This is a genomic window from Beggiatoa leptomitoformis (assembly GCF_001305575.3).
Taxonomy (GTDB): Bacteria; Pseudomonadota; Gammaproteobacteria; order Beggiatoales; family Beggiatoaceae; genus Beggiatoa; species Beggiatoa leptomitoformis.
The window spans coordinates 739,214-760,474 of sequence record NZ_CP012373.2 but is presented as its reverse complement, the minus strand read 5'-3'; the positions used below and the strand labels follow the sequence as shown (position 1 = coordinate 760,474).

Genomic DNA, 21,261 nt, shown 5'->3' with positions numbered 1-21,261 from the left:
TTTCTCTTAAGAAATGTAAGCATCTATTTTCCTACACCTTACAAACATAACAATAAAATACCACTAATGGCTTGTACCACTCCATCGTGAGGATAATCAGTATGGGTGTGATACCTACTTGTGCAACTATGAAAACTTACACGCAATTATCGCATTTATCTTGGGGAACATTATGTTTTGTTGATTTTAACGGGCGATTAAAACAACTTTCCCCTGCTTGCACACAACAACTACAGCAATTTATCCCGTTAAAGCATAAAAAATCCCTTATGAATGTGTCTTGTTGGACATTTATCCATAAAGCGGATCAGTCTGCTATGCGCCACGCGTTGCAACAATTACAGGATAATCAGCTTGCTAGTTTTGAAACCCGCAGTCTTGATGTAACAGGGCATTGGCGTTGGTTATTGTGGCAAGCGCAACCTAGCCCAACAGAGCAGGGATTTTATGCACAACTCACGGATATTAGTGCTTATAAAACTGTTGCCCCTCTTGAGTTACCCCATATAAATGATGATGCACCTGATATTACAATGGTTTTTGACGCAGTACCAACCATCATTTGTTATAAAGACAAATATAATCGTATTGTGCGAGCAAATCATGCTTTAGCCAACACGTTGAATATGCCACTGTCTGCTATTGAAGGATGTTATTACGATAAATTAGTTTCCCAACAAGAAGCTCAACAAGCCTATGCTGATGATATAGAAATTATACAGACTCGACGGGCGAAATTAGGGGTTATCGAATCGCTCACGATTGCAGGTAAAACCCATTGGTTACATACGGATAAAATCCCTTATTTTAATCAACAGCAAGAAGTTGTGGGAACGCTCATTGTCGCAACGGATATCACAGAGTATCAACAAGTTAATCAATCTGTTCTAGGTGCTGTTGAGAAAAAATATCGTGTTCTTTTTGAACAATCACCCTTTGGGATTTTTCACAGCACAATTAATGGACAACTATTAGATGCAAATCCAGCACTTGCACAAATATTTGGCTATGATTCGCCACACAGTATGAAAACCCATATTCAACACATAGGCAAACAATTATCGATTTACCCCGAGCAAAGCCAACAGATAATTGATTTTATAAAAGATGCTTCACAAACTATCGAACAACGGATGCACTGTTTAGAGATTCATCTTTATCGGCATGATAGAACACATTTAACCGTTAATATGTACTTAAGCGTTGTGCGTGACGCAACAGGTGTACCGCGCTATTTAGAAGGCTTTATTGAAGATATTACCAAGAAAAAACAAGCCGAAATTCAGCTACAAGATAGTGAAGCACGCTATCGTCTGTTGGCTGAAAATGTAACGGATTTATTATCTAAACACACCGCATCAGGGATTTTTTTATACCTTTCCCCTGCATGTATGCCCTTATTAGGTTATCGAGAGGATGAGTTATTAGGACGCAACGCCTACGATTTTATTCATCCTGATGATAAAAATCAGGTACAACAAACACATGCACGTCTTTTTCGGCGCAAAACTAATCAAGCGCAAATCAGCAGCCAAATGGTTACCTTTCGGGTACGAAAAAAATCGGGGGATTATATTTGGTTTGAGAGTAATAATCGGTTACTGCGCTTTGCCAATGGCTTGGTTAAAGAAATTATTTCTATTTCCCGCGATGTGACGGCCCGCAAACTGGCTGAACAAGAAGCCGCACACGCTTATCAAATGCTGTTACAAGTGCTGAATGGTTTAATGGCATTAGTCTATGTTGCTGATTTAGAAAATTATAATATTTTATACATTAATCAATTTGGACGCGAACTATTTGGTGATATCGCGGGTAAAGTTTGTTGGCAAGTGCTTTGTCATCAACCGCCTGAAAACGCACCTTGTCACTTCTGCCGTAAAAATATGCAACATAATGACCCGATTATCAATGATATGTACTTATGGGAACATTATGATTTACAAACTAAACAATGGTATTCCGTTAATAATCGCGGTATTGAATGGATAGACGGGCGCACCGTGCGGTTAGTGATTGCCTATAATATCACCGCGCAAAAACAGACAGAAACCGCCTTACGCATCAGTCAAGAACGTTATAGTCTTGCCGTTAGTGCAGGAAAAACAGGGGTGTGGGATTGGAATATTCGCAATAATAACTTGTATTTAGACGACAATTTAAAAGCCCTGTTGGGCTATACACCTGAAGAATTACCCAGTCGGATTGATGCGTGGATGGCATTAGACCACCCTGATGATGTGCAGGGTGTGTTAGCGGTGTCAGAGGAATATCTCAAAGGACAACGCGATAGTTACGAGTTTGAACATCGGATGCAACATAAAAATGGGCATTATCGTTGGATGTTGACACGTGGAACGTTAGTTGAAAGTGGTCACAACAAACGCATGATAGGCACAAGCACCGATATTACTGAACGTAAACTCGCCGAAGAAAGTGCGCAAGAACAAACCCGTTTACTTAATGGGCTTGCAATGGTTAGCCATTTTCTACTCACTATTCCTGAATATTATGAAGGCATTAAAACCGTATTGAATATTTTAGGGCAGGTGATGAATGTTGACAGAGCCTATATATTTGAAAACTTTACAGATGATTACTCTGCTGAAACGCTTACTCGCCAACGCTTTGTTTGGTTGAATGATGATTTTAAACGCCATTGCTACATTCCCCAACGCCGTTGTTTTTCCTACACGCAGGATTTAAACGGTTGGTACACATCGCTTTCAGAAAATCATCCTATTAAAGGCTCAGTCAACCAACTGTCACCTTTACTTCAAGAGCTATTTAAAGCCAGCCAAATTCAAACCATTTTTATTATTCCTATTCAATCCGAAGGGCGATTGTGGGGATTTATTGGGGTAGATAGTCGACAAGCACACCGAGAATGGTCTGAATATGAAAGCTTTTTTATTCAAACCGTAGGTAATAGCATTCGCAGTGCTATTGTGCGGTATCAAATTAAACAATCATTAGAAGCCAGTGAAAAAAAATTTCGTTCTCTGTTTGAATCCAATCAAGATGCTATTTTTATCATTGATAAACAAGGATTAACTTGTTTTGTGAACCCTGCGGCAGAACGGCTATATAAAGTACCTAAAGGGCATTTACTGGGTAAACAATTGGGTTTACCGACAGAAGCAGACCTAAATACAGATGTCATCTTGATTGATTATGAAGAAAATTATCATACAGTTGAGTTGCAAAGCGTCCAAATTGAATGGGAAGGTGAGCAAGGGTTAATGCTGACTTTGCGCGACCTGACAGAACGTAAACTAGCCGAGCGAAAAATTTTAGAAGGGGAAACCCGTTTAACAACCGTTATTAACAATTTACCCGTTATTTTATTTGCCATGGATATGTACGGGCGTTATACCCTATTGCGCGGTAAAGGCTTGGATATATTGGGATTAAAAGATGATGCTCTACTAGGCACATCCTGCTTTGACAGTCTTAAAAATCCGCATTTATTACAAGATGTTCGTCATGCCTTAAGTGGATTAGCGTTTAACAGTGAAACCCATTTGCGCGGACGTGTTTTTGAAGTCCGTTACAGTCCACAATTCGATAGTTTTGGTAAACAACAAGGGATTATCGGGGTTGCAACAGATATTACAGAACTAAAACAAGTTGAAAAAGCCTTACGCGAAGCGAAAGAAGCGGCTGAAGCAGCAAATCGTTCAAAAAGTGAGTTTCTTGCAACCATGAGCCATGAAATTCGCACCCCGATGAATGGGGTTATTGGTATGACTCAACTGTTATTAAATACCAAGCTAACCGCTAAACAACGCCATTATATTGAAATTATTCGTAGTTCTGGGGATGGATTACTTACCGTTATTAACGATATTTTGGACTTTTCCAAAATTGAAGCGGGCAAGCTGACGTTAGAATTGATTGAATGCGATGTACGCGGCTTAATTGATGAAATGATGAAACTTTTTGCCGCGCCTGCCCAGCATAAAGGCGTAGAATTACTTTACCAATTACCGCCAAACTTCCCCAGCCGTTTACGTTGCGACCCCGTGCGTTTGCGTCAAATTCTAAATAATCTGGTTGGCAACGCCATTAAATTTACAGAAGAAGGACATGTTTTACTACGGCTACACTGTTTAGAAGAAACCATAAATTCCATGCAATTACATATTGATGTAGTGGATACAGGCATTGGAATAAGTCCATTAGTGCGTAATAATTTGTTTCAACCCTTCTCACAAGGAGAGTCTTCTACAACCCGTCGCTATGGTGGTACAGGTTTGGGGTTGGTGATTACCCGTCGGTTAATTGAAATGATGAATGGGACTATGGGAATATGCGATACAGATACGGTAAAAGGGAGTCATTTTTGGGTAAATTTGCCCTTAACTAAAATTCCTAGCCCGCCAGAATTACCGCCTAAAACTGAATTATTAACAGGGTTACGGGTGTTAGTCGTTGAAGATAATCTGGTTCATCAAACTATTTTGCAGACAGAACTTCAATACTGGCAAATTCAAACGACAATAGTCAACAATCCCATTGTTGCATTTGAAGCCCTGATTCAAGGGATGGAAAAGCAAACACCTTACCATCTGATTTTATTGGATGAAACCCTGCAACAGGGAGAAAGTTTGTTGTTTCTTAAATCCGTCAGAAATGACCGACGATTTCATAAATTGCCAATTATTTTAATGGCAACCGTTCAGTATGAATTACAATCAACGATTTCAGAACGGTTAGCTGTTGCCTTAACAAAACCGATACGTCAAATAGAGTTACTCAGTACATTACTCAGTGCCGTTGTTCCCTGCCATACACCACCAGCTTCCCTTCCCTCCACAAAAACAATATCTTTATCCCAACAGTCTTATCGTTTATTGCTTGCAGAAGATAACATAATTAATCAAGAAGTTGCATTAAGTATGCTCAGCCAATTTGGGTGTCAAGTTCATATCGTCAACAATGGACATGAAGCCCTGCAAGCGTTAGAAAAAGAAACGGTTGACCTTATTTTAATGGATTGTCACATGCCTGTTATGGATGGTTTTGAAGCCAGTTTGCGAATTCGGGAACGAGAACGGCGATTAGGATTACCACCCGTTCCTATCATCGCGCTCACCGCAAATGCCATGCAAGGTGACCGTGAACGTTGTTTGAGTGCAGGGATGAACGATTATTTAAGTAAACCTGTGATGTTTCAACAATTGCAAGATATGCTTAATGTCTGGTTACAACCTGCACAACAACCTATTATTAACTCATTAGCGGGTGTAGATACGCAAAGTCTTGCCCAATCTCAAAAAAATAGTCCTTTTAATCTTGTTTACACGAAGGAATTAGTTCCCATTGATAATAATTTAATTGATTATATGCGTGAGCATTCTCAACGGAATATCAATTGGTTATTGGACTTATTTATAAAAGAGTTACCGAATTACTTAGACGAACTAGAACAAGCGGTAATACTAGAAAATAGTGAAACTATTTTTCTGGTCGCACACAAGCTAAAAGGGGCGAGTGCTAATATGGGTGCATACCCATTAGCCAGTTTATGTAGAAGTATGGAGGAATATGGACGGACACAAGAATTTAAACAAGCTGTTGAGTATATGGAGTTAATGCGTTATGAATGTCAGCGGGTTATTCAAGCATTAGAACAGGAAAAAGCGCGTCATTCGTGATTCATAACGGAGACGGATAACGCTGTGTAAGGCTATGATATTGCTCGTTACAAAGTTTCACTTGGTAATGCCTATTCGCCAAGCTCTGCTTGACTGGTACTTGCTTGAACGCCCCACGCTTAAGTCCGCTTGTACTCGGCAAGCGGAGCTTGCAAGGCAGGCATTACCAAGTGAAACTTGGTAACGAGCAATACTTTTTTACGGAAATCTGTTGAATAGGTTATTTCTTATTCTCTTTTTAAAATACGATTACTATAACGGAGGCGGATAACGCTGTGTAAAGCTATGGTATCCGTTTTGAGATATGTCTGAAGGGATTTTCAGACGCTGAAGATGGGATAAATAATGCTGTTGTGTACTTGCTTTAGATAGGCTTTCAGGCGAATAACACCGCGCAACGCGGTGTTATCACAAGATTTACTGATATTTATGAGCCTGATGCGTTTGTTGATTCTATTTCGGCAGAATTAACTAAACAATGTTCGGCACTGAGTGCAACCCGTAACGGGCGTACTTGTTGATTTAAGCGTGCATCAAAAACGCTGGTATAAAAAAGTACGCGACGAACATAAGTGCGTGTTTCATCAAAGGGAATCATTTCAACCCACACATCCGCAGGCAAACAACCATTCATTGCCGCCCACCGTTTTGCCCGTCCTGGCCCTGCGTTATAAGCAGCCGTTGCTAACATGTAATTACCGTCAAAAAAATCTAACATTTGTTTAAGATAGGCCGCACCTAACGCAATATTGTTGTCAATATATAGAATATCTGCATTACTTTTTACAGGTAGCCCTATTTTTTGGGCAACATGACGACCTGTTGCTGGCATGAGTTGCATTAATCCTAATGCACCTGCACCTGAGCGGGCTTCTTGAACAAACGCACTTTCTTGGCGTGTAATACCATAAACCCATGATAAATCAACATCTTGATTTTTTGCCCCTGTAACAATGTTTTGGTAATACGCTAGGGGAAAACGGACTTCTAAATCATCATAAGAATTGGCTTTTGCTGCTGTAAAGATGGCGCGGTCGTACCATTTCCAACGACTAGCCAGTGCTGCGGCAATGGCTTGTTCACGTTGTGGCATGTTATCAGTGACATATTGCCATTCACGCCGTGCTTCAGGAATCATACCCAATTGATAAAATTCGTAGGCTGAGTAGAAGCCTACTTGATTCATTAGGTGTTTTTCTTCAGCGGCAGAAAATTGAATGGGGTGGTGTTTTACGTCGTAGGGGATTCCTAAACGGTCGGCAGCGAGGAAACCGTAATAGTCACGTTCTTTGGCAAGGTGTTGATAAATATCTTTAGCGGTTTGTCCCTCATTGGTTTTGCCATTAATTTGTTCTAGGGCGCGGGCTAACCAGTATTGCCATTGTAAACTGTCGCGTTCTTCTATGGGTAATTCGGTCACAAAATCTGCAATAGCTACCCATTCTTGACGCTTTAGGGCTAATTTTAAACGGGTTTCGGTGATTTCGTCGGTTAAATAGTTTTTATTAACGGCGGTAAGGCGTTGGAGTGCATCGGAACGGTCTTGTTTAGCACTAGCAAGGGCAATATTACGTTGTGCTTCTCCCAGTTGTTCAACGGAAAAAGCATAGCGTTTTTGAAAGTCGTCCCAGTAGCTCAGTGCGCTATTAAAGGTGCTGGGGTCAGTGGCAAGTCGGCTAATGCCATGCACAATAATATCACGCGCAAGTGGAACATCGGCTTGACTGAAGGATGAAAGTGTTGCGCTGGGGTTGAGGTGCATGGTTTGCCATAATCTAAGCCATTGCTTTTCTGAGTCGTTGAGGCGATTGCTTAGGGTATCTGCAACTTTTATATTTCCTGCTTGCATCACAAGGTGAATTCTTTGCCAGAGCAGGGCGTTATTTTGCATTTCTTTGCTGTTATATAAGACGGCTGCAAATAAGGGTTCGCAGGCAGAAGGTTGGGCTTTACTGACTAGGTAGAGTTCTTTGGTTTCTGCCATAAGTTTGGCAGGTGGTGTACCTGTCATTAGTTGTGCATAGAGATAATTACATTGTAGTGCTTGGCTTTTTTGTGGTTTATAGCTGTAGAGAAAGCCTGCCCATTCGTTTTGTGCAGCAAGGCGTGCTAACCATTCTTGTCTTATTTTATTGCCATTAGCCGTATCGCCATAACGTTCTACAAAAGCGAGGATTTCTTCAGGACTGGCGTTTTTTAAGCGGGGGCTTAGTTCTAGGTAGCGGAGGTAGTAATTAAGTGGGTAGTTATCTAGTTGGGTAGAAAGTTGTTCAAACGTCGCCATGTTGCGTGACTTGAGGGCTTGTAATGCCGTTAAAAAAGCCTGTCTTTGTTGCGTAATATCTGTGGCGTGAACAGTGATACTATTTAAACCAATGAATAACATTACACTGGGCAAGAAGAGCGAGATAAGAAAGGAACGTTTCATGGGGTAAACATCCAAAATTTAAGTTTTAAAGAATTAAGTAGTGCCAACGTTGATGAGGATAATCGCCGAATTCCACCGCACCCTCATTCTTTCTGTCAAGAAAAAGGGTATATCAGCACTGGAAAACTTCCCTAATTGAAGGGAGGAAGTTTATTTATTGAACACTATCGAAAATGGGGTTAAGTCAGTCGCAATAGGTTCAGCAAATAATATGCCGTTTTGAAATCAACGCATTAACTTAATGTACACGATGGACAATGACGAGATGACCTTTTTTAAAAGATAATTTGTAAGCGGTATCATTTCGTGGAGTCAACGACTCTTCGATGAATGAGAAGAATGCTTTTATTCGCATTATCCATCACTGTGGTTTTATTCTGTACATCTGCCTACAGAATTGTCTATTCTACACAGCCGTTAGGCATAAGGTAATTGTGTAGAAATTCACACACCTGTGGTTTTATAACCACTTTGTGTGATGTACGTTTATGTTACTTTAAGCAATATTGGATGTTTAACACATAAGCGTTATGCAGGTAAAAAATATGGTTGGTACAAATAAAGTTCGACGGATAACGTAGGCATAACGTTTAATACGGTAAGGAGTTTGACCAATGAAGATGATTTATAAATATTGCATGGTTTGTGCGTTATTTTTGTTAGTGGCATGTACAGAAACAATTTCACATTCAGGTTGTTGGGTTGCCGATGCCTATTTGAATGGACGTTATACGGGTGAGTGTAAAGACGGAAAAGCACATGGCACAGGAACGGCAATTGGCAAGGATACGTATAAAGGACAGTTTTCTGTTGGTGAGTTACAAGGGTATGGTTTATATACTTGGTCGGATGGGGATAGATATTGTGGTAGTTTTAAAAACGGTAAAATTGAAGGGGTTGGTGTGATGTTGTATATCAATGGCTCACGTAAGGAAGGCATCTGGCAAGATGGCAAACTGACTAAAGCCTATGCAACTAATCAAGTGAATTGTAATATTCGTTAAGCAAAACGTTTTAATTATTAATATTCCCTTTATGGCTAAGGATGCTCGATTATGGACAAACCCAGTTCACCGTTTTTTAATTTTTTTCGTAAAATTTTTGATTCGCGCGAGACCAGTACTACACCAACGACAAGTACGCCAACAACGCAAGCAGGTAGGTTTCCAACAACTTACGATTCAAATAATACAACGATGTTGCGTCAGCTAACGGAAGCGAAGAAATATATTACATATATTAATGAAGCTGTTCGTTTATATCCGTTTTTAACCCCCGCTATTTTAGCGGGAATTGGGTCGCGTGAATCACATTGGGGATTAGCATTAACCCCACCAACACCTGCTGGACGGGGTGATTTTGCTCGTCGTGCGCCACGGGGTGGACGTACAACGCCAGAACCACCAGATGGTGGGGGGTATGGACGCGGTTTGATGCAAATTGATTATGATTGGCATGAATTTGCCCGTGTTGGTAATTGGCAATCACCGCGTGAGAATATTTTGTATGCGTGTAAAGTATTAGATGAGTCAAGACGTTTTTTTCAACAACGGGTGAATTTACGCGATGCGGATTTATTGCGTGCAACCATAGCCGCATATAACGGTGGTGCAACCGCAACGTTGAATGCTATTAATGGCGGACAAGACATTGATGCAAATACAACGGGTAAAGACTATTCTAAAGATGTTTTAAATCGAGCTGGTTGGTTTCAATTGCAAGGTTGGAAGTGATAGGGTTGCAAGAGGAAGAGGATGATAAATTGCTATTGAATTAGGCGATAGACATTATCAATCCTAAAAGGTGTAAGGTGGTAGCACAGTTTTAATTAACTGTGCCTGTAGATTGCTTAGTTATAAATTATTAGCAATTAAAATCAGTGTGTTAAATTAGTTATACTAACACTTTAATTTTATTTTAAAATTTTTGCTTGAGTGTATTTTGTGAAATCGTTATTTTACCCTAAGCCATTAAATAAATACTCTTTTCTCTGGGCTATTCCCTGCGTTTCTTTTTTGTTTACTGCGGGGATTTGGTTTATTACCCAGCGGGGCATTGATAAAACGATGCATAGTCAATTCGCATCTCAAATTGAGCGGATAGAACATGCCATTCAGGAGAAAATGGCAAACTATCAGGCGGCATTATTGAGCCGCGCTGGCTTATTTGCTTCTTCTGAGACGATAACGTTGGGGGAATGGCGTAACTATTTACGATACTTAGATGTTAATAATAACAATTATTTAGGGATTAAAATGCAGGGGTATGCACCTTATATTCTAGGGGCAAAAAAAGAGACTTATCTTGCACAAGTGCGTGCAAATACCTTCCCTTATTACATGATTCAGCCTACGGGTGAACGTGACGAATACGCGCCAATTCTCTACATAGACCCGCCCTCCGATTTTATGAAACTATTGGGTTATGACTTGCTCAATGACCCACAACAACAATTGGCTATTCATCAAGCCCGTGATACAGGACTCGTTACATTAAGTGCTTATCAAGTAGCCAATCCACAAGATGAACAATATTCTGATTTTATTATATATTTGCCTATTTATCAACGTGGGGCTTCGATAAAAACCCGTGCAGATAGACAATCTGCTTTAGCAGGATTGCTCTTAGCAACGTTCAAATTACAAGATGTGATGGATAGTGTGTTGACCGCACACACGCAACAAATTGCTTTTAAACTGTATCAAGTAACTAATAACACAGCAACAACACTGTTATATCAATCAGCAGGGCAGAATACTAACGCAGGTCTGGTAGAAAATCGTTATATGTATGTTCATGGGCAAACATGGTTATTTACATTCACAACCCAACCCAGTTTTGATGCTTTATTTAATAGTAAAGTACCTTCTGTTCTCCTTGCTGGTGGAGTTATTGTTAGCTTTCTTCTGCTGTTGGTCGCATGGTCGTTGATAAATACGCAACATCTGCTTATCTCTCTGCGACACAATAAATTATTAGTTGATAAAGCCAACACAAGCCTGCAACAGTTTAAAACCATCTTGGATATGACGGTTGATAGCGTATTTATTTCTGACCCGAACACACTGGCTTTAATCTATGTGAATCAAAGTGCTATTAATGAGTTTGGTTTTTCAGAAGCAGAATTGATGCAAATGTTGCCCAACCAATTGGCAGTTAATTATCAAATTGATAATTTTAAGGTTTTAATTCATCCGCTTCTCACAGGGGAACAAAGGGCATTAACTCAACAAGGGATGATGTATCACAAAACAGGTAGGCTTATTCCTGTAGAAGCAACCTTGCAATATATTCATCAACCAGAGCAAACAGGACATATTGTTTCTATTGTCCGCAACATTAGCAAACAGAAAAAAAATGAGGAAATGCTCCGTAAACAAGAGGAAATACTACGTTGTGTCATTGATAGTATTCCACAAATGGTTTTCTGGAAAGATCGAGAATATCGCTTTCTAGGTTGTAATCAAGTAGTAGCGCAACTGGCTAAATGCCACCCCAGAGATATTGTAGGCAAAACGGATGATGATATGCCTTGGCGAAATCAAGCGGAATATTATCGTCAACTAGACCAACAAGTGATGGAAAGTAATACCGCACAACTGCATATTATTGAAACAGTTGTAACAGCAGAGGGGGCTGCACGCTGGTTAGAAACAAATAAAATCCCGTTACATGACACAGATAATAACGTTATTGGCATGTTGGGTACGGCTGAAGATATTACTGAACGTTTATTGGCAGAACAACGCTTACAAGAAACCAATAAAGCATTACAAGGACGTGAACAACAATTACGCGCAATTTTTGAAACCGCAGGCGAAGCCATTGTCGTGATTAATAACTACGGCATTATTGAATCCTGTAATCCCGCTGTAGAAAAAATGTTTGATTACGCAACTTATGAACTCATCAATAAAAATATCATCATCCTGATGATGCCTGAATATGCAGAGAAACATGATGGTTATTTACAACACTATCGAGAAACAGGTGAACATTGCATTATTGGCACACGACGAGAAGTCATTGGACGGCGTAAAGATGGAACGGCCGTTCCACTAATAATCAGTGTGGGTGAATTTGAAGTGGGTGACCAGCAAAAATTTGCAGGCATTCTTCATGATATTAGTGATATTAAACAACAACAAACAGAACTACAACAGGCGAAGAATGCGGCTGAATTTGCCAACTATGCCAAAAGCACCTTTTTAGCCAATATGAGTCATGAACTCCGTACACCACTCAATGGCATTCTCGGTTATGCACAAATTTTGTTAAAAGATAATACCTTGACTGATGAACAACGTGATGGTGTGAATATTATTTTACACAGCGGTGATTATCTGCTGACGCTTATCAACGACGTATTAGACCTTGCAAAAGTTGAAGCCAATAAAGTTGAAATAGCCCCTGTAGAATTTGATTTGCAAGAGTTTTTATCCAGCATTGTTGATTTATTTACCGTTCGCGCCCGCCAAAAAAATATCGTTTTTACTTATCAGGCCGTCACACAACAGCCACAAGGAATTAAAGCGGACGAAAAACGCTTGCGCCAAATTCTACTCAATTTATTAAGCAATGCGATTAAATTCACTGAACAAGGACATGTAATTCTTAAAATTGGCTATGACGAACAACAGTTTTTACGCTTTCAAATTGAAGATACGGGCGTAGGTATTGCCGAACAAGATTTAGAACATATTTTTCAACCTTTCCGTCAAACAGGTGAGCAACGCTTTAAAGCACAAGGCACAGGATTAGGGCTAACCATTACGAAACGTTTAGTTGAAATGATGGGCGGAGAATTACATGTTGATAGTCAATTAGGACAAGGCAGTACATTCTGGTTTGCACTCCAATTACCCAGCGTAACCCTAGTCAATGCGCGTGATAAAGTTCAACCGCGTATTTTAGGCTACACAGGACAACGTCGCCGATTATTAGTTGTTGATGATAAAGAACAAAATCGGCAAGTATTGAGTAAGCTACTTAAGCCACTGGGCTTTGAAATATTCGAGGCAGAAAATGGTGAAGACGCGATAAAACAAGCTATTGCCTTACATCCAGACCTTATTTTTACGAATTTGGCAATGCCTATCATGGATGGGCTGACAGCCGTGCGTCATTTAAAAACATTGCCTGATTTTTATAACACCCCAATAGTTGCCGTATCCGCAAGTGTATTTGAGCGTCATCAAGTTGATAGCAAACAAGCGGGTTGTACCGCGTTTATTCCACAGCCTGTGCGGGAAAATGAATTATTAAGTGTATTACAAACACAATTACAACTCGTTTGGGATTATGAAGTCATCGTAACAGACGCTGAAACACAAGACGTTTTTGATGCTAAAGCAATTATTCCGCTCAGTGCTGAATTAGCGCACTATTTGCACGATTTAGCCATGATGGGCGATTTAAATGGTTTATTTGATAAGTTAGACGAGATTGAAGTACAAGAGCATAAATTACGTCCATTTGTGCGTCATGCGCGTGAAATGGTTAAAGAATTTCAATTAGATGAGTTAGCTAATTTAATTCAACCGTACATGGGGTAATGCGCACTTATAAAGAATCTATGGTAGTACAGCGGTAGAACGTAACCGCTTTCTACTCTTCTTATTTAATAACAGAGGGATAAAAACGTAAATCCTTTTTGTGAGAGAAAACTTCCCCTGTTGACGAGAGTCGCGGGGAAATTTTTTATCTTGCATTATCTAATGGTGTTCTTTGCTGACACGCCCCATAACAATGCTTTACGCATTTAGCATTTTTAATAAAGAACACCTATTATTCGAACGATTTATGGTTTTTACGCATCAGGCATGATATATGCCTTTCCCGATTTATCACTCCTTACTGAGCTAATAGACAGTTATGCCGCCTGTTACACTGAATGCAATTAAACGCCTGCGTGAAAAAGCCCATTATGTAGAAGCACAAATTAACTTACAGCATGATGCGTCGCAATTATGGCGTTATATTATTAATACTGACATTATCGACAAAAAAATTGGTTTATCCCCCTTAAAATATACATTTGTTCCCAAAGTACAAGGTGGTTCATTGATTTATGTAGAATCATCTGATGGATGGCTTAAAGAAGCTTATCAAGAAATCCCTTATCAATGGTTGCCACCGCATACGTTTTCTGTAGAACGGGCATATTCAAAAGGGCTATTTCGATATTTTCGCGGTGAATGGCAACTAACGAATAAAGCGACGGGCGGTTGTTTATTAACCTGCCGATATTACTATGTTGGAAAATATCTCCTGCCTTTAAAAAAATCTGTTCAGAATGAATTAGATAAAGTTGTTGCTATTTATAAAGATATTGATAAGCGACTACCGTCTCATCAAACTGTAACGACAGATGTTTTTTTTCAACCCGCTACAGAAACCCAAGAGAAAATAAAAGCCTTACAACAAGCATGGGAAACGCTCATGCCTAATAGCATCATTCCTGCTAACGTGGCTGAATATGTTTGCACTGCGCCAGATAAAAAAGTTTTTATCCTTCGCCCGTTTGAAATTGCGGATTATTACAAATTACCGCGTATGGACGTATTACGTTTTTGTCTCTTAGCCACCAAGCAGGGGTTTTTAGAAATGAGCTGGGATATTTTATGTCCTAGTTGTCGGGGTGCGGGTAAACATACTTCACGACTTATCGAATTCTCGCCAACAGCCCATTGTACTGCCTGCAATATTCAATACGATGCGCAATTTGAACAAAATGTAGAAGTTACTTTTAGACCCAAACCGCAATGGCGTACATTAGACACGGCTAGTTATTGCGCGGGTAGCCCTGCTGCAACGCCTCATATTTGGGCGCAAGTGACGATGGACCCGCAAGAACAACGCACTGTGCAGTTAGATTTACCTGAAGGAATGTATCGTTTTACCAGTCCTACGATGCAAGGTGATTTACAAGGGTACGTCACCGATGGTATTGATGATAAACAAGCGATTGAAACACTCAAACTCACCTTAGGCGAGGCTTTTCCGCTACGGCATACACAACGTTTTGCCTCTTCTTTACACGTAGAAATAGAGAATATACAAGACGATTGGCAAATCTTAAAAATTGAAAAAATGGATTATCAGGGGCGTATTGCAACGGCTGCATTGGTAACAACGTTACAAGATTTCCGCGATTTATTTAGCTCGGAAGTGTTGCGCCCCGGTGTGCAACTGGGTATTTCTAACATCACCCTGTTATTTACTGACCTTAAAGGTTCTACGGAATTATATGAAAAACGCGGCGATGCGAGCGCATTTGCGTTGGTGCAAGCACATTTCGACATCATGACAACCATCATTGCGCGTTATCATGGTGGGGTGGTAAAAACCATCGGGGATGCAGTCATGGCAGTTTTTACTGACCATCTTGAAGCCGTACAAGCCAGTGTTGATATTTTACGGGGCTTTACTAGCTATAATCAAAATCATAGTGTAGAAGAGCAGTTAATCATTAAACTGGGGTTACACAAAGGGGCGTGTATTGCGTTAAATCTTAACGAAAAACTGGATTATTTTGGCTCTACTGTTAATCTTGCTGCTCGAGTACAAGGAATAGGCGAAGGGGATGACATTATTTTATCCGCCGTGATTTATCAAGCCGCACAAGCATGGCTAGATACCTGTACTGACCTAACTGTCAACGCATTTACCGCTAGACTCAAGGGTATTCAAGAATCACATACTTTATACCGTATCAGTTTGAAACCGTCTTCTTAAAATAGATTTTAGATAACGTTTACATTTGTTCTGTCTTTATTAAATGTTATCTAACTTAATATTGCTAACTGTAGAATTTAATTATGCAACTTAATATTTTAACACCCTATCAGCGTTTAGGTGGTGAGCCTAAAATTCACGAACTCGTCAATCGTTTTTATGAATTGATGGATACATTGCCAGAAGCCCAGACCATTCGGGCAATGCACGAGCGTGATTTGTCCGCAGTAAAACAAGTCTTGTTTGATTTTTTAAGTGGTTGGTTGGGCGGGCCTAATTTCTACGTTGAAAAATATGGACATCCGCGTTTACGCGCTCGTCACTTACCCTTTGCGATTGGTGAGAGAGAGCGTGATGAATGGTTGCTATGTATGTATCAAGCAATGCGCGATATAGGCTTATCAGAGGAATTACAAAAAGAGTTGCAACTCTCTTTTTTCCGAACGGCTGATTTTTTACGGAACAAAGAAGAAGTCAGCAATACATAAATTGATAGTCAACACTTAATCAGACAGGATGTCTAAGCCGTAACGGATGTAAAGTGCGCTAGACACCTGTTTTTTTACCATAATACATCCGTTTTAAAATTAGCGCGCCCGTTTAGCCTTCATTTCCCCTTCAGCGAACTTCCTACAAAAATAGTACGGACACCACCGCATCAAACGGTGGTATCCATCTTTAAAAGATTGCCTGAATCAAGATTTTGCTCGTTACCAAGCTCTGCTTGGTAATGCCTGCCTTGCAAGCTCCGCTTGCCGAGTACAAGCGGACTTAAGCGGGGGGCGTTCAAGTACCCGCCAAGCAGCACTTGGCGAATAGGTATTACCAAGTGAAACTTGGTAATGAGCAATACTTTTTTACGGAAATCTGTTGAATAGGTCATTTCTTATTCTCTTTTTAAAATACGGTTACTATACAATATTTATCAATAATAGAATCTTATCTATTTCTTATAATTTACAGGGATTTTTGAGAAGAAAACCGACGAGTGCAGTAAAATAGAGCGGGTTCTCGACTCAGACTAGGATTTATTATGCGTTTATCTCGTTTTTTTCTCGCTTCTCCGCTTGCAACAAATACCGTTTTTGACTTACCTAAAGAGGTGTTGCATTACATGTTGACCGTGCTACGTTTGCGTGAGGGCGATAGATTACGAGTTTTTAACGGGCAAGGGGGGGAATATGATGCCTGCTTGATTGACGTAGGCAAAAAATCTGCACGGTTGCGGGTAAGTGAATGGCATACAATAGAACGCGAATCCCCACTGTCTTTAACACTTGTACAAGCTATTTCCCGTACCGACCACATGGATTATGCGTTGCAAAAAGCCGTTGAACTGGGCGTAACTTGTATTGTTCCCATCATGACGGAACGTAGCGTGCGTTTAGACCCTATCACCGCAACCAAACGCACCCAACATTGGCAAAAAATCCTCATTAGTGCTTGCGAACAATCAGGACGCAATCGCCTACCACTGCTTAGACCCGTTACGTCTTTAACACAGTATTTAACTGAACCCGCAGACGGTTTGGCTTATGTCCTTTCTCCTACGGCTAATCAAGCACTGCCCTTGCACATGGCAACGCCACCCACTGCAATACGGGTCTTAATTGGGGCAGAAGGTGGCTTAAGTGACACGGAAATAGCTGATGCAGAACAAGTGGGCTATAAAGCGGTGAGTTTGGGAACACGCATTTTACGCACAGAAACAGCAACTATTTCTATTTTAACCATTTTTCAAATGCTTTATGGTGATTTAAGTTGAGAATAAGTTGCATCAATTTGCGTCATCAGCCAACGGGGATGGGCATTAAAATTTAATGGGCTTTGCTGTCCTGCTTGCAAGCGTAAACAACCCGCTAACGCTATCATCGCGCCGTTATCCGTACAAAATTCAATACGGGGATAAAAGACTTTTACGTTTAATTCTTGACCCAACACTTGCAATTGATGCCGTAATTGTTTATTTGCCCCCACGCCCCCCGCGACAACCAGCCGTTGCAAGCGCGTTTCTTTTAAAGCACGGCGACATTTAATGACCAATGTATCAACTACTGCATCTTCAAATGCGCGGGCAATATCAGCACGTGTTTGTTCTGATGGATTTTCCTGACTTTTCCAAGCGGTTAAAACATGGGTTTTTAAGCCACTAAAACTAAATGCTAAACCCGGACGATTCGTCATTGGGCGGGAAAAATGAAACACATTAGGATGACCTTGCTCGGCTAAATGCGCTAGTGCAGCTCCCCCCGGATAGCCTAAACCCAGTAATTTAGCTGTTTTATCGAATGCTTCCCCTGCGGCATCATCCACCGATTCACCCAATAATTGATATTCACCCATTCCACGCACAGCGACTAATTGCGTGTGTCCCCCTGATACTAATAATGCTAAAAAAGGAAAAGTGGGCGCGGGGGTTTCTAACAGAGGGGCGAGTAAATGCCCTTCTAAATGATGCACGCCAATGGCAGGCACTCCCCACGTCCACGCGATGCTACGCCCAACAGATGCACCCACCAATAACGCGCCAATCAGTCCGGGCCCTGCGGTATAAGCAACCCCTGCTATTTGTTGTGGACGTGTTGCTGTTTTTGCTAATAATGTTGTTAATAAGGGAATAATTTTGCGCACATGGTCACGCGAAGCTAACTCAGGCACAACCCCGCCATATTGTGCATGTAGTGCTACTTGGCTATATAATTCATGTCCTAACAAGCCCTGTTCACTGTCATACAGCGCAACCCCTGTTTCATCACAAGATGTTTCTATACCTAACACACGCATAATTGAGCAATCTATTGATTAAAAGAAAAGGCGTAGTGTATAGCGCACAAGCACTTTGCGCTACTTATTGACCCCAACCCATGAGGTACATAACAATGAAAAGTATTAGCGTATTTACTGGTGCGAATAAAGGCAGCCATCCTAATTACAGCCATGCCGCACAGACGTTAGGTAAAGCCTTAGTTAAACGCGATATAACACTGGTTTATGGCGGTGGCAATATTGGTTTAATGGGGGTTTTAGCGGATGCGGTACTGGCTGAGGGCGGCAATGTTATTGGTGTGATTCCCGAGTTTCTTGTTGCTAAGGAAGTTGCTCATCAGGGGCTTACGGAGTTAATTATTGTCAACAGTATGCATGAACGCAAAGCAAAAATGATGGAATTATCCGACGGTTTTATTGCAATGCCGGGCGGGTGGGGAACATTAGATGAATTATTTGAGATACTCACATGGTCACAATTAGGGCTACACAATAGCCCTTGTGGACTCCTGAATATTGCAGGATATTTTGGCTATTTATTAGAATTTTTGGAACATGCCGTTGCACAAGGTTTTTTAAGAAGTGAACACTTAGAAAGTTTACTTGTTGAAGAAAGACCTGAACGCTTATTACAGGCATTTGAAGATTATCACGCCCCGACAATGGATAAATGGATAGACCGCGTTTGATAGATTGCGCAGTGTTATCCATCTTAAAACCTGTTTGAAGCAGAATAAACGCGGGTTATCTAATCACCTTAAAAATTCTGCTTCAAATAGTTTTTTAGCCTATTTCATTTTCATCCCAAACAACGTTGTACCTTCATAAAATAAAACGCTCGTGCCTTCATGACATAAACGCATTGAAGTACGAATAAAGGGGTCTTTAATCGTTTTCATGGCATTCGCCTGACGATGGAAAATGTGCATTTCCCCTTCTTCGGGAATATGGATAACAACGCCATTATCCAATGTTACAAAGTTACTTTCTAAAATATCCCGATTTTCTAAAACGCGGACATCGTACTGACTGTAGTTATCGTTAAAACGAATAATTATTTCATCATATTGCCCATTCTTTCGCCCCATCAACATTACAACCCCTTTATCATGTTTTGCATTAATGAGTTTATAACCCATTAATTCGGGGACAGCCAAGATGGCGCAAGATTGTTGGTAAGGGATGACTAAATAAGGCTTACCCAGTACATTTTGATAAATAATCCCTTGAAAAACTTGGTGTGAATTGGGCATGATTTGCCATACAGTCCCACTGCTGGCGAATAATTTATCATTGACTTGACGTAGCTGAATGGTGATAAGTTTGTCATATTGCACAACATATAAATTATTATTAACGCACAATAATTGCTCTGCATTCAACGTAAGGGCAAGCACTTCTCCTGTTGATAAAACCGTGAGTTGTAATTGTTGTTGATGAATCGTTGCGGCGAGTGCTGTTAAACTGCGCGGTTCGTAAATAATTTGTGTTGTCGTATTTTGTAAAGAAAAAGGCTGTTTTTGTATATAAACCGTATTTTTTACAAAAATGGTATTTAATCCATTGTAATAATGATGTTCCCGAATAGGTTCTTTATAATCGTGTAACAGCGTCACCGTAAAATTATTTGTTCCCTGTACAACATGTACACGTAGCGCAGGTGCGGGTAATTTACCTGATAATAGTGGCGGTGCAAGGCGTTCTCCCTTTTCAAACAAACGGATAAACCAATCTTGCCATGTGCTGGGAATAATGGCGAAATCACGCACCGCAGCGGGTAGGGAAACTGTGGCGTTAAAAATGGAAATATTGGCTTTCATCCGACTTTCTAAGCCTTTATGATTGGCGTGTTTACCTTTATAAGGATGTATGCCAACCAGCAGTTGACAGGCGACGATAGCAAAAGCAAACCAATCAGTTAGTGGGCTAAATCCTTGTGTATGATAATCTTTAATAGATGGCATTAATGCGGTGGCTGGAAAATGGGGGGTTTGATAAGAATCCACATCTATAAAATACGGCTTTTCCCATGTTTGGGTATCTACTAAGTAATTCATTTCATTTCCATCAACCATTAAACAATGGTGTTGATGGATAAAATGGATAGTTTCGTGCATTTTTTCTAATAAAGCGAAAATCATCGAATCGCTAATATTTTGCTGTTGACGAAAATCGTTGGTAAATAAACGTGGTAGCGATTGGGTATTAACCGCTTGTAGCATGGTAAAACCGACAGGTTGATTATTTTTGTCCAGCAACAGTGCTAATGGGCGAACAATGCAAGGATGGTCTAACACATTGAGTTCTTGAATCTTAGCAACAGGCATTACGCGGGCAATGTCGGTGTAAATTTTGTAAACTGTTTTATTCTTCACATAAATCTTGCCTTCTCCCCCTTCAGCAACAAAATCGGTATCGACCAGTTTTACTTTTCCCCCGCCTTGCATGTAATAGTCCATTGTGATGTGCCTATATGCAGTGTTATGGTTAATTATTAGTTTATCATGTTGTTATCGGGTGTTTTGCAGAATGCTCAATATGTTCAAGCAAGGATAAGAAAACATCGCCCCTTAAATGTCCGCGTCAATGAGGGAATACAGGGGAAAAATCTGTTTTATTACCATCATACGTTGAATGTTAATAGACCGTTGCAAGCCTATAAATAAACGG

At 40.4% G+C, this 21,261-nt stretch carries 13 protein-coding genes; 9 read left to right on the top strand and 4 right to left on the bottom strand.

The annotated features are described in order from the left end of the window. Positions 1-101 precede the first annotated feature (101 nt). Together AL038_RS03225 and AL038_RS03220 are read left to right on the top strand one after the other, a co-directional pair. Positions 102-5,660: a PAS domain S-box protein gene (locus AL038_RS03225; protein ID WP_062148956.1), complete on the top strand. Its 5,559-nt coding sequence runs from the start codon at positions 102-104 to the stop codon at positions 5,658-5,660. A gap of 40 nt (positions 5,661-5,700) precedes the next feature. Then, positions 5,701-5,844, top strand: a complete 144-nt coding sequence (locus AL038_RS03220; RefSeq protein ID WP_161575419.1) for a hypothetical protein — start codon at positions 5,701-5,703, stop codon at positions 5,842-5,844. Between the two features lie 243 nt (positions 5,845-6,087). Here the strand turns inward: AL038_RS03220 and AL038_RS03215 are convergent, their stop codons facing one another. After that, complete coding sequence (locus tag AL038_RS03215; RefSeq protein ID WP_062148953.1) at positions 6,088-8,088, bottom strand: transglycosylase SLT domain-containing protein; 2,001 nt, start codon at positions 8,086-8,088, stop codon at positions 6,088-6,090. 614 nt (positions 8,089-8,702) lie between these two features. On the opposite strand from AL038_RS03215, the gene AL038_RS03210 reads away from it, so the two are divergent. The 5 genes from AL038_RS03210 (at position 8,703) to AL038_RS03190 (ending at position 16,313) form a co-directional block, all read left to right on the top strand. After that, positions 8,703-9,092 carry an MORN repeat-containing protein gene (locus AL038_RS03210; protein ID WP_062148950.1) on the top strand — a complete coding sequence of 130 codons (390 nt, stop codon included), beginning with the start codon at positions 8,703-8,705 and terminating at the stop codon, positions 9,090-9,092. A 51-nt stretch (positions 9,093-9,143) separates the two neighbouring features. After that, positions 9,144-9,821 (top strand): lysozyme family protein, encoded by a 678-nt coding sequence (locus AL038_RS03205; protein WP_062148947.1) that lies wholly within the window; start codon positions 9,144-9,146, stop codon positions 9,819-9,821. Between the two features lie 333 nt (positions 9,822-10,154). Beyond that, a complete protein-coding gene (locus tag AL038_RS03200) occupies positions 10,155-13,643 on the top strand; it encodes a PAS domain S-box protein (protein WP_145917048.1) in 3,489 nt (1,162 codons plus the stop codon). A gap of 319 nt (positions 13,644-13,962) precedes the next feature. Further along, entirely contained in the window at positions 13,963-15,825 is a 1,863-nt protein-coding gene (locus AL038_RS03195) for an adenylate/guanylate cyclase domain-containing protein (RefSeq protein ID WP_062148942.1), read from the top strand. 83 nt (positions 15,826-15,908) lie between these two features. Beyond that, positions 15,909-16,313, top strand: coding sequence for a group II truncated hemoglobin (locus tag AL038_RS03190; RefSeq protein ID WP_066246087.1), 405 nt, complete (start codon positions 15,909-15,911; stop codon positions 16,311-16,313). A gap of 170 nt (positions 16,314-16,483) precedes the next feature. Here AL038_RS03190 and AL038_RS03185 read toward each other — a convergent pair whose 3' ends face one another. After that, entirely contained in the window at positions 16,484-16,708 is a 225-nt protein-coding gene (locus AL038_RS03185) for a hypothetical protein (protein WP_062148935.1), read from the bottom strand. A 150-nt stretch (positions 16,709-16,858) separates the two neighbouring features. On the opposite strand from AL038_RS03185, the gene AL038_RS03180 reads away from it, so the two are divergent. Then, on the top strand, positions 16,859-17,590 hold the full coding sequence (locus AL038_RS03180) for a 16S rRNA (uracil(1498)-N(3))-methyltransferase (RefSeq protein WP_062148932.1): 732 nt from the start codon (positions 16,859-16,861) through the stop codon (positions 17,588-17,590). Here the strand turns inward: AL038_RS03180 and tsaD are convergent. Next, positions 17,572-18,609 (bottom strand): tRNA (adenosine(37)-N6)-threonylcarbamoyltransferase complex transferase subunit TsaD, encoded by a 1,038-nt coding sequence (gene tsaD, locus AL038_RS03175; RefSeq protein WP_062148929.1) that lies wholly within the window; start codon positions 18,607-18,609, stop codon positions 17,572-17,574. The two genes, AL038_RS03180 and tsaD, sit on opposite strands and share 19 nt — an antisense overlap. A gap of 95 nt (positions 18,610-18,704) precedes the next feature. Here tsaD and AL038_RS03170 point away from each other — a divergent pair, with 95 nt between their 5' ends. After that, positions 18,705-19,280 (top strand): LOG family protein, encoded by a 576-nt coding sequence (locus AL038_RS03170; protein ID WP_062148926.1) that lies wholly within the window; start codon positions 18,705-18,707, stop codon positions 19,278-19,280. Positions 19,281-19,379: 99 nt separating this feature from the next. Here the strand turns inward: AL038_RS03170 and AL038_RS03165 are convergent, their stop codons facing one another. Then, positions 19,380-21,050 carry a protein kinase family protein gene (locus AL038_RS03165; RefSeq protein WP_145917047.1) on the bottom strand — a complete coding sequence of 557 codons (1,671 nt, stop codon included), beginning with the start codon at positions 21,048-21,050 and terminating at the stop codon, positions 19,380-19,382. Positions 21,051-21,261: the final 211 nt, after the last annotated feature.

What these genes read in the sequence shown, in the direction of transcription:
- AL038_RS03225 (WP_062148956.1), top strand. Translation starts at nt 102, where the DNA reads ATGGGTGTGATACCTACTTGTGCAACTATGAAAACTTACACGCAATTA.
- AL038_RS03215 (WP_062148953.1), bottom strand. Translation starts at nt 8,088, where the DNA reads ATGAAACGTTCCTTTCTTATCTCGCTCTTCTTGCCCAGTGTAATGTTA.
- AL038_RS03210 (WP_062148950.1), top strand. Translation starts at nt 8,703, where the DNA reads ATGAAGATGATTTATAAATATTGCATGGTTTGTGCGTTATTTTTGTTA.
- AL038_RS03205 (WP_062148947.1), top strand. Translation starts at nt 9,144, where the DNA reads ATGGACAAACCCAGTTCACCGTTTTTTAATTTTTTTCGTAAAATTTTT.
- AL038_RS03200 (WP_145917048.1), top strand. Translation starts at nt 10,155, where the DNA reads ATGCATAGTCAATTCGCATCTCAAATTGAGCGGATAGAACATGCCATT.
- AL038_RS03195 (WP_062148942.1), top strand. Translation starts at nt 13,963, where the DNA reads ATGCCGCCTGTTACACTGAATGCAATTAAACGCCTGCGTGAAAAAGCC.
- AL038_RS03190 (WP_066246087.1), top strand. Translation starts at nt 15,909, where the DNA reads ATGCAACTTAATATTTTAACACCCTATCAGCGTTTAGGTGGTGAGCCT.
- AL038_RS03185 (WP_062148935.1), bottom strand. Translation starts at nt 16,708, where the DNA reads ATGACCTATTCAACAGATTTCCGTAAAAAAGTATTGCTCATTACCAAG.
- AL038_RS03180 (WP_062148932.1), top strand. Translation starts at nt 16,859, where the DNA reads ATGCGTTTATCTCGTTTTTTTCTCGCTTCTCCGCTTGCAACAAATACC.
- tsaD (WP_062148929.1), bottom strand. Translation starts at nt 18,609, where the DNA reads ATGCGTGTGTTAGGTATAGAAACATCTTGTGATGAAACAGGGGTTGCG.
- AL038_RS03170 (WP_062148926.1), top strand. Translation starts at nt 18,705, where the DNA reads ATGAAAAGTATTAGCGTATTTACTGGTGCGAATAAAGGCAGCCATCCT.
- AL038_RS03165 (WP_145917047.1), bottom strand. Translation starts at nt 21,050, where the DNA reads ATGGACTATTACATGCAAGGCGGGGGAAAAGTAAAACTGGTCGATACC.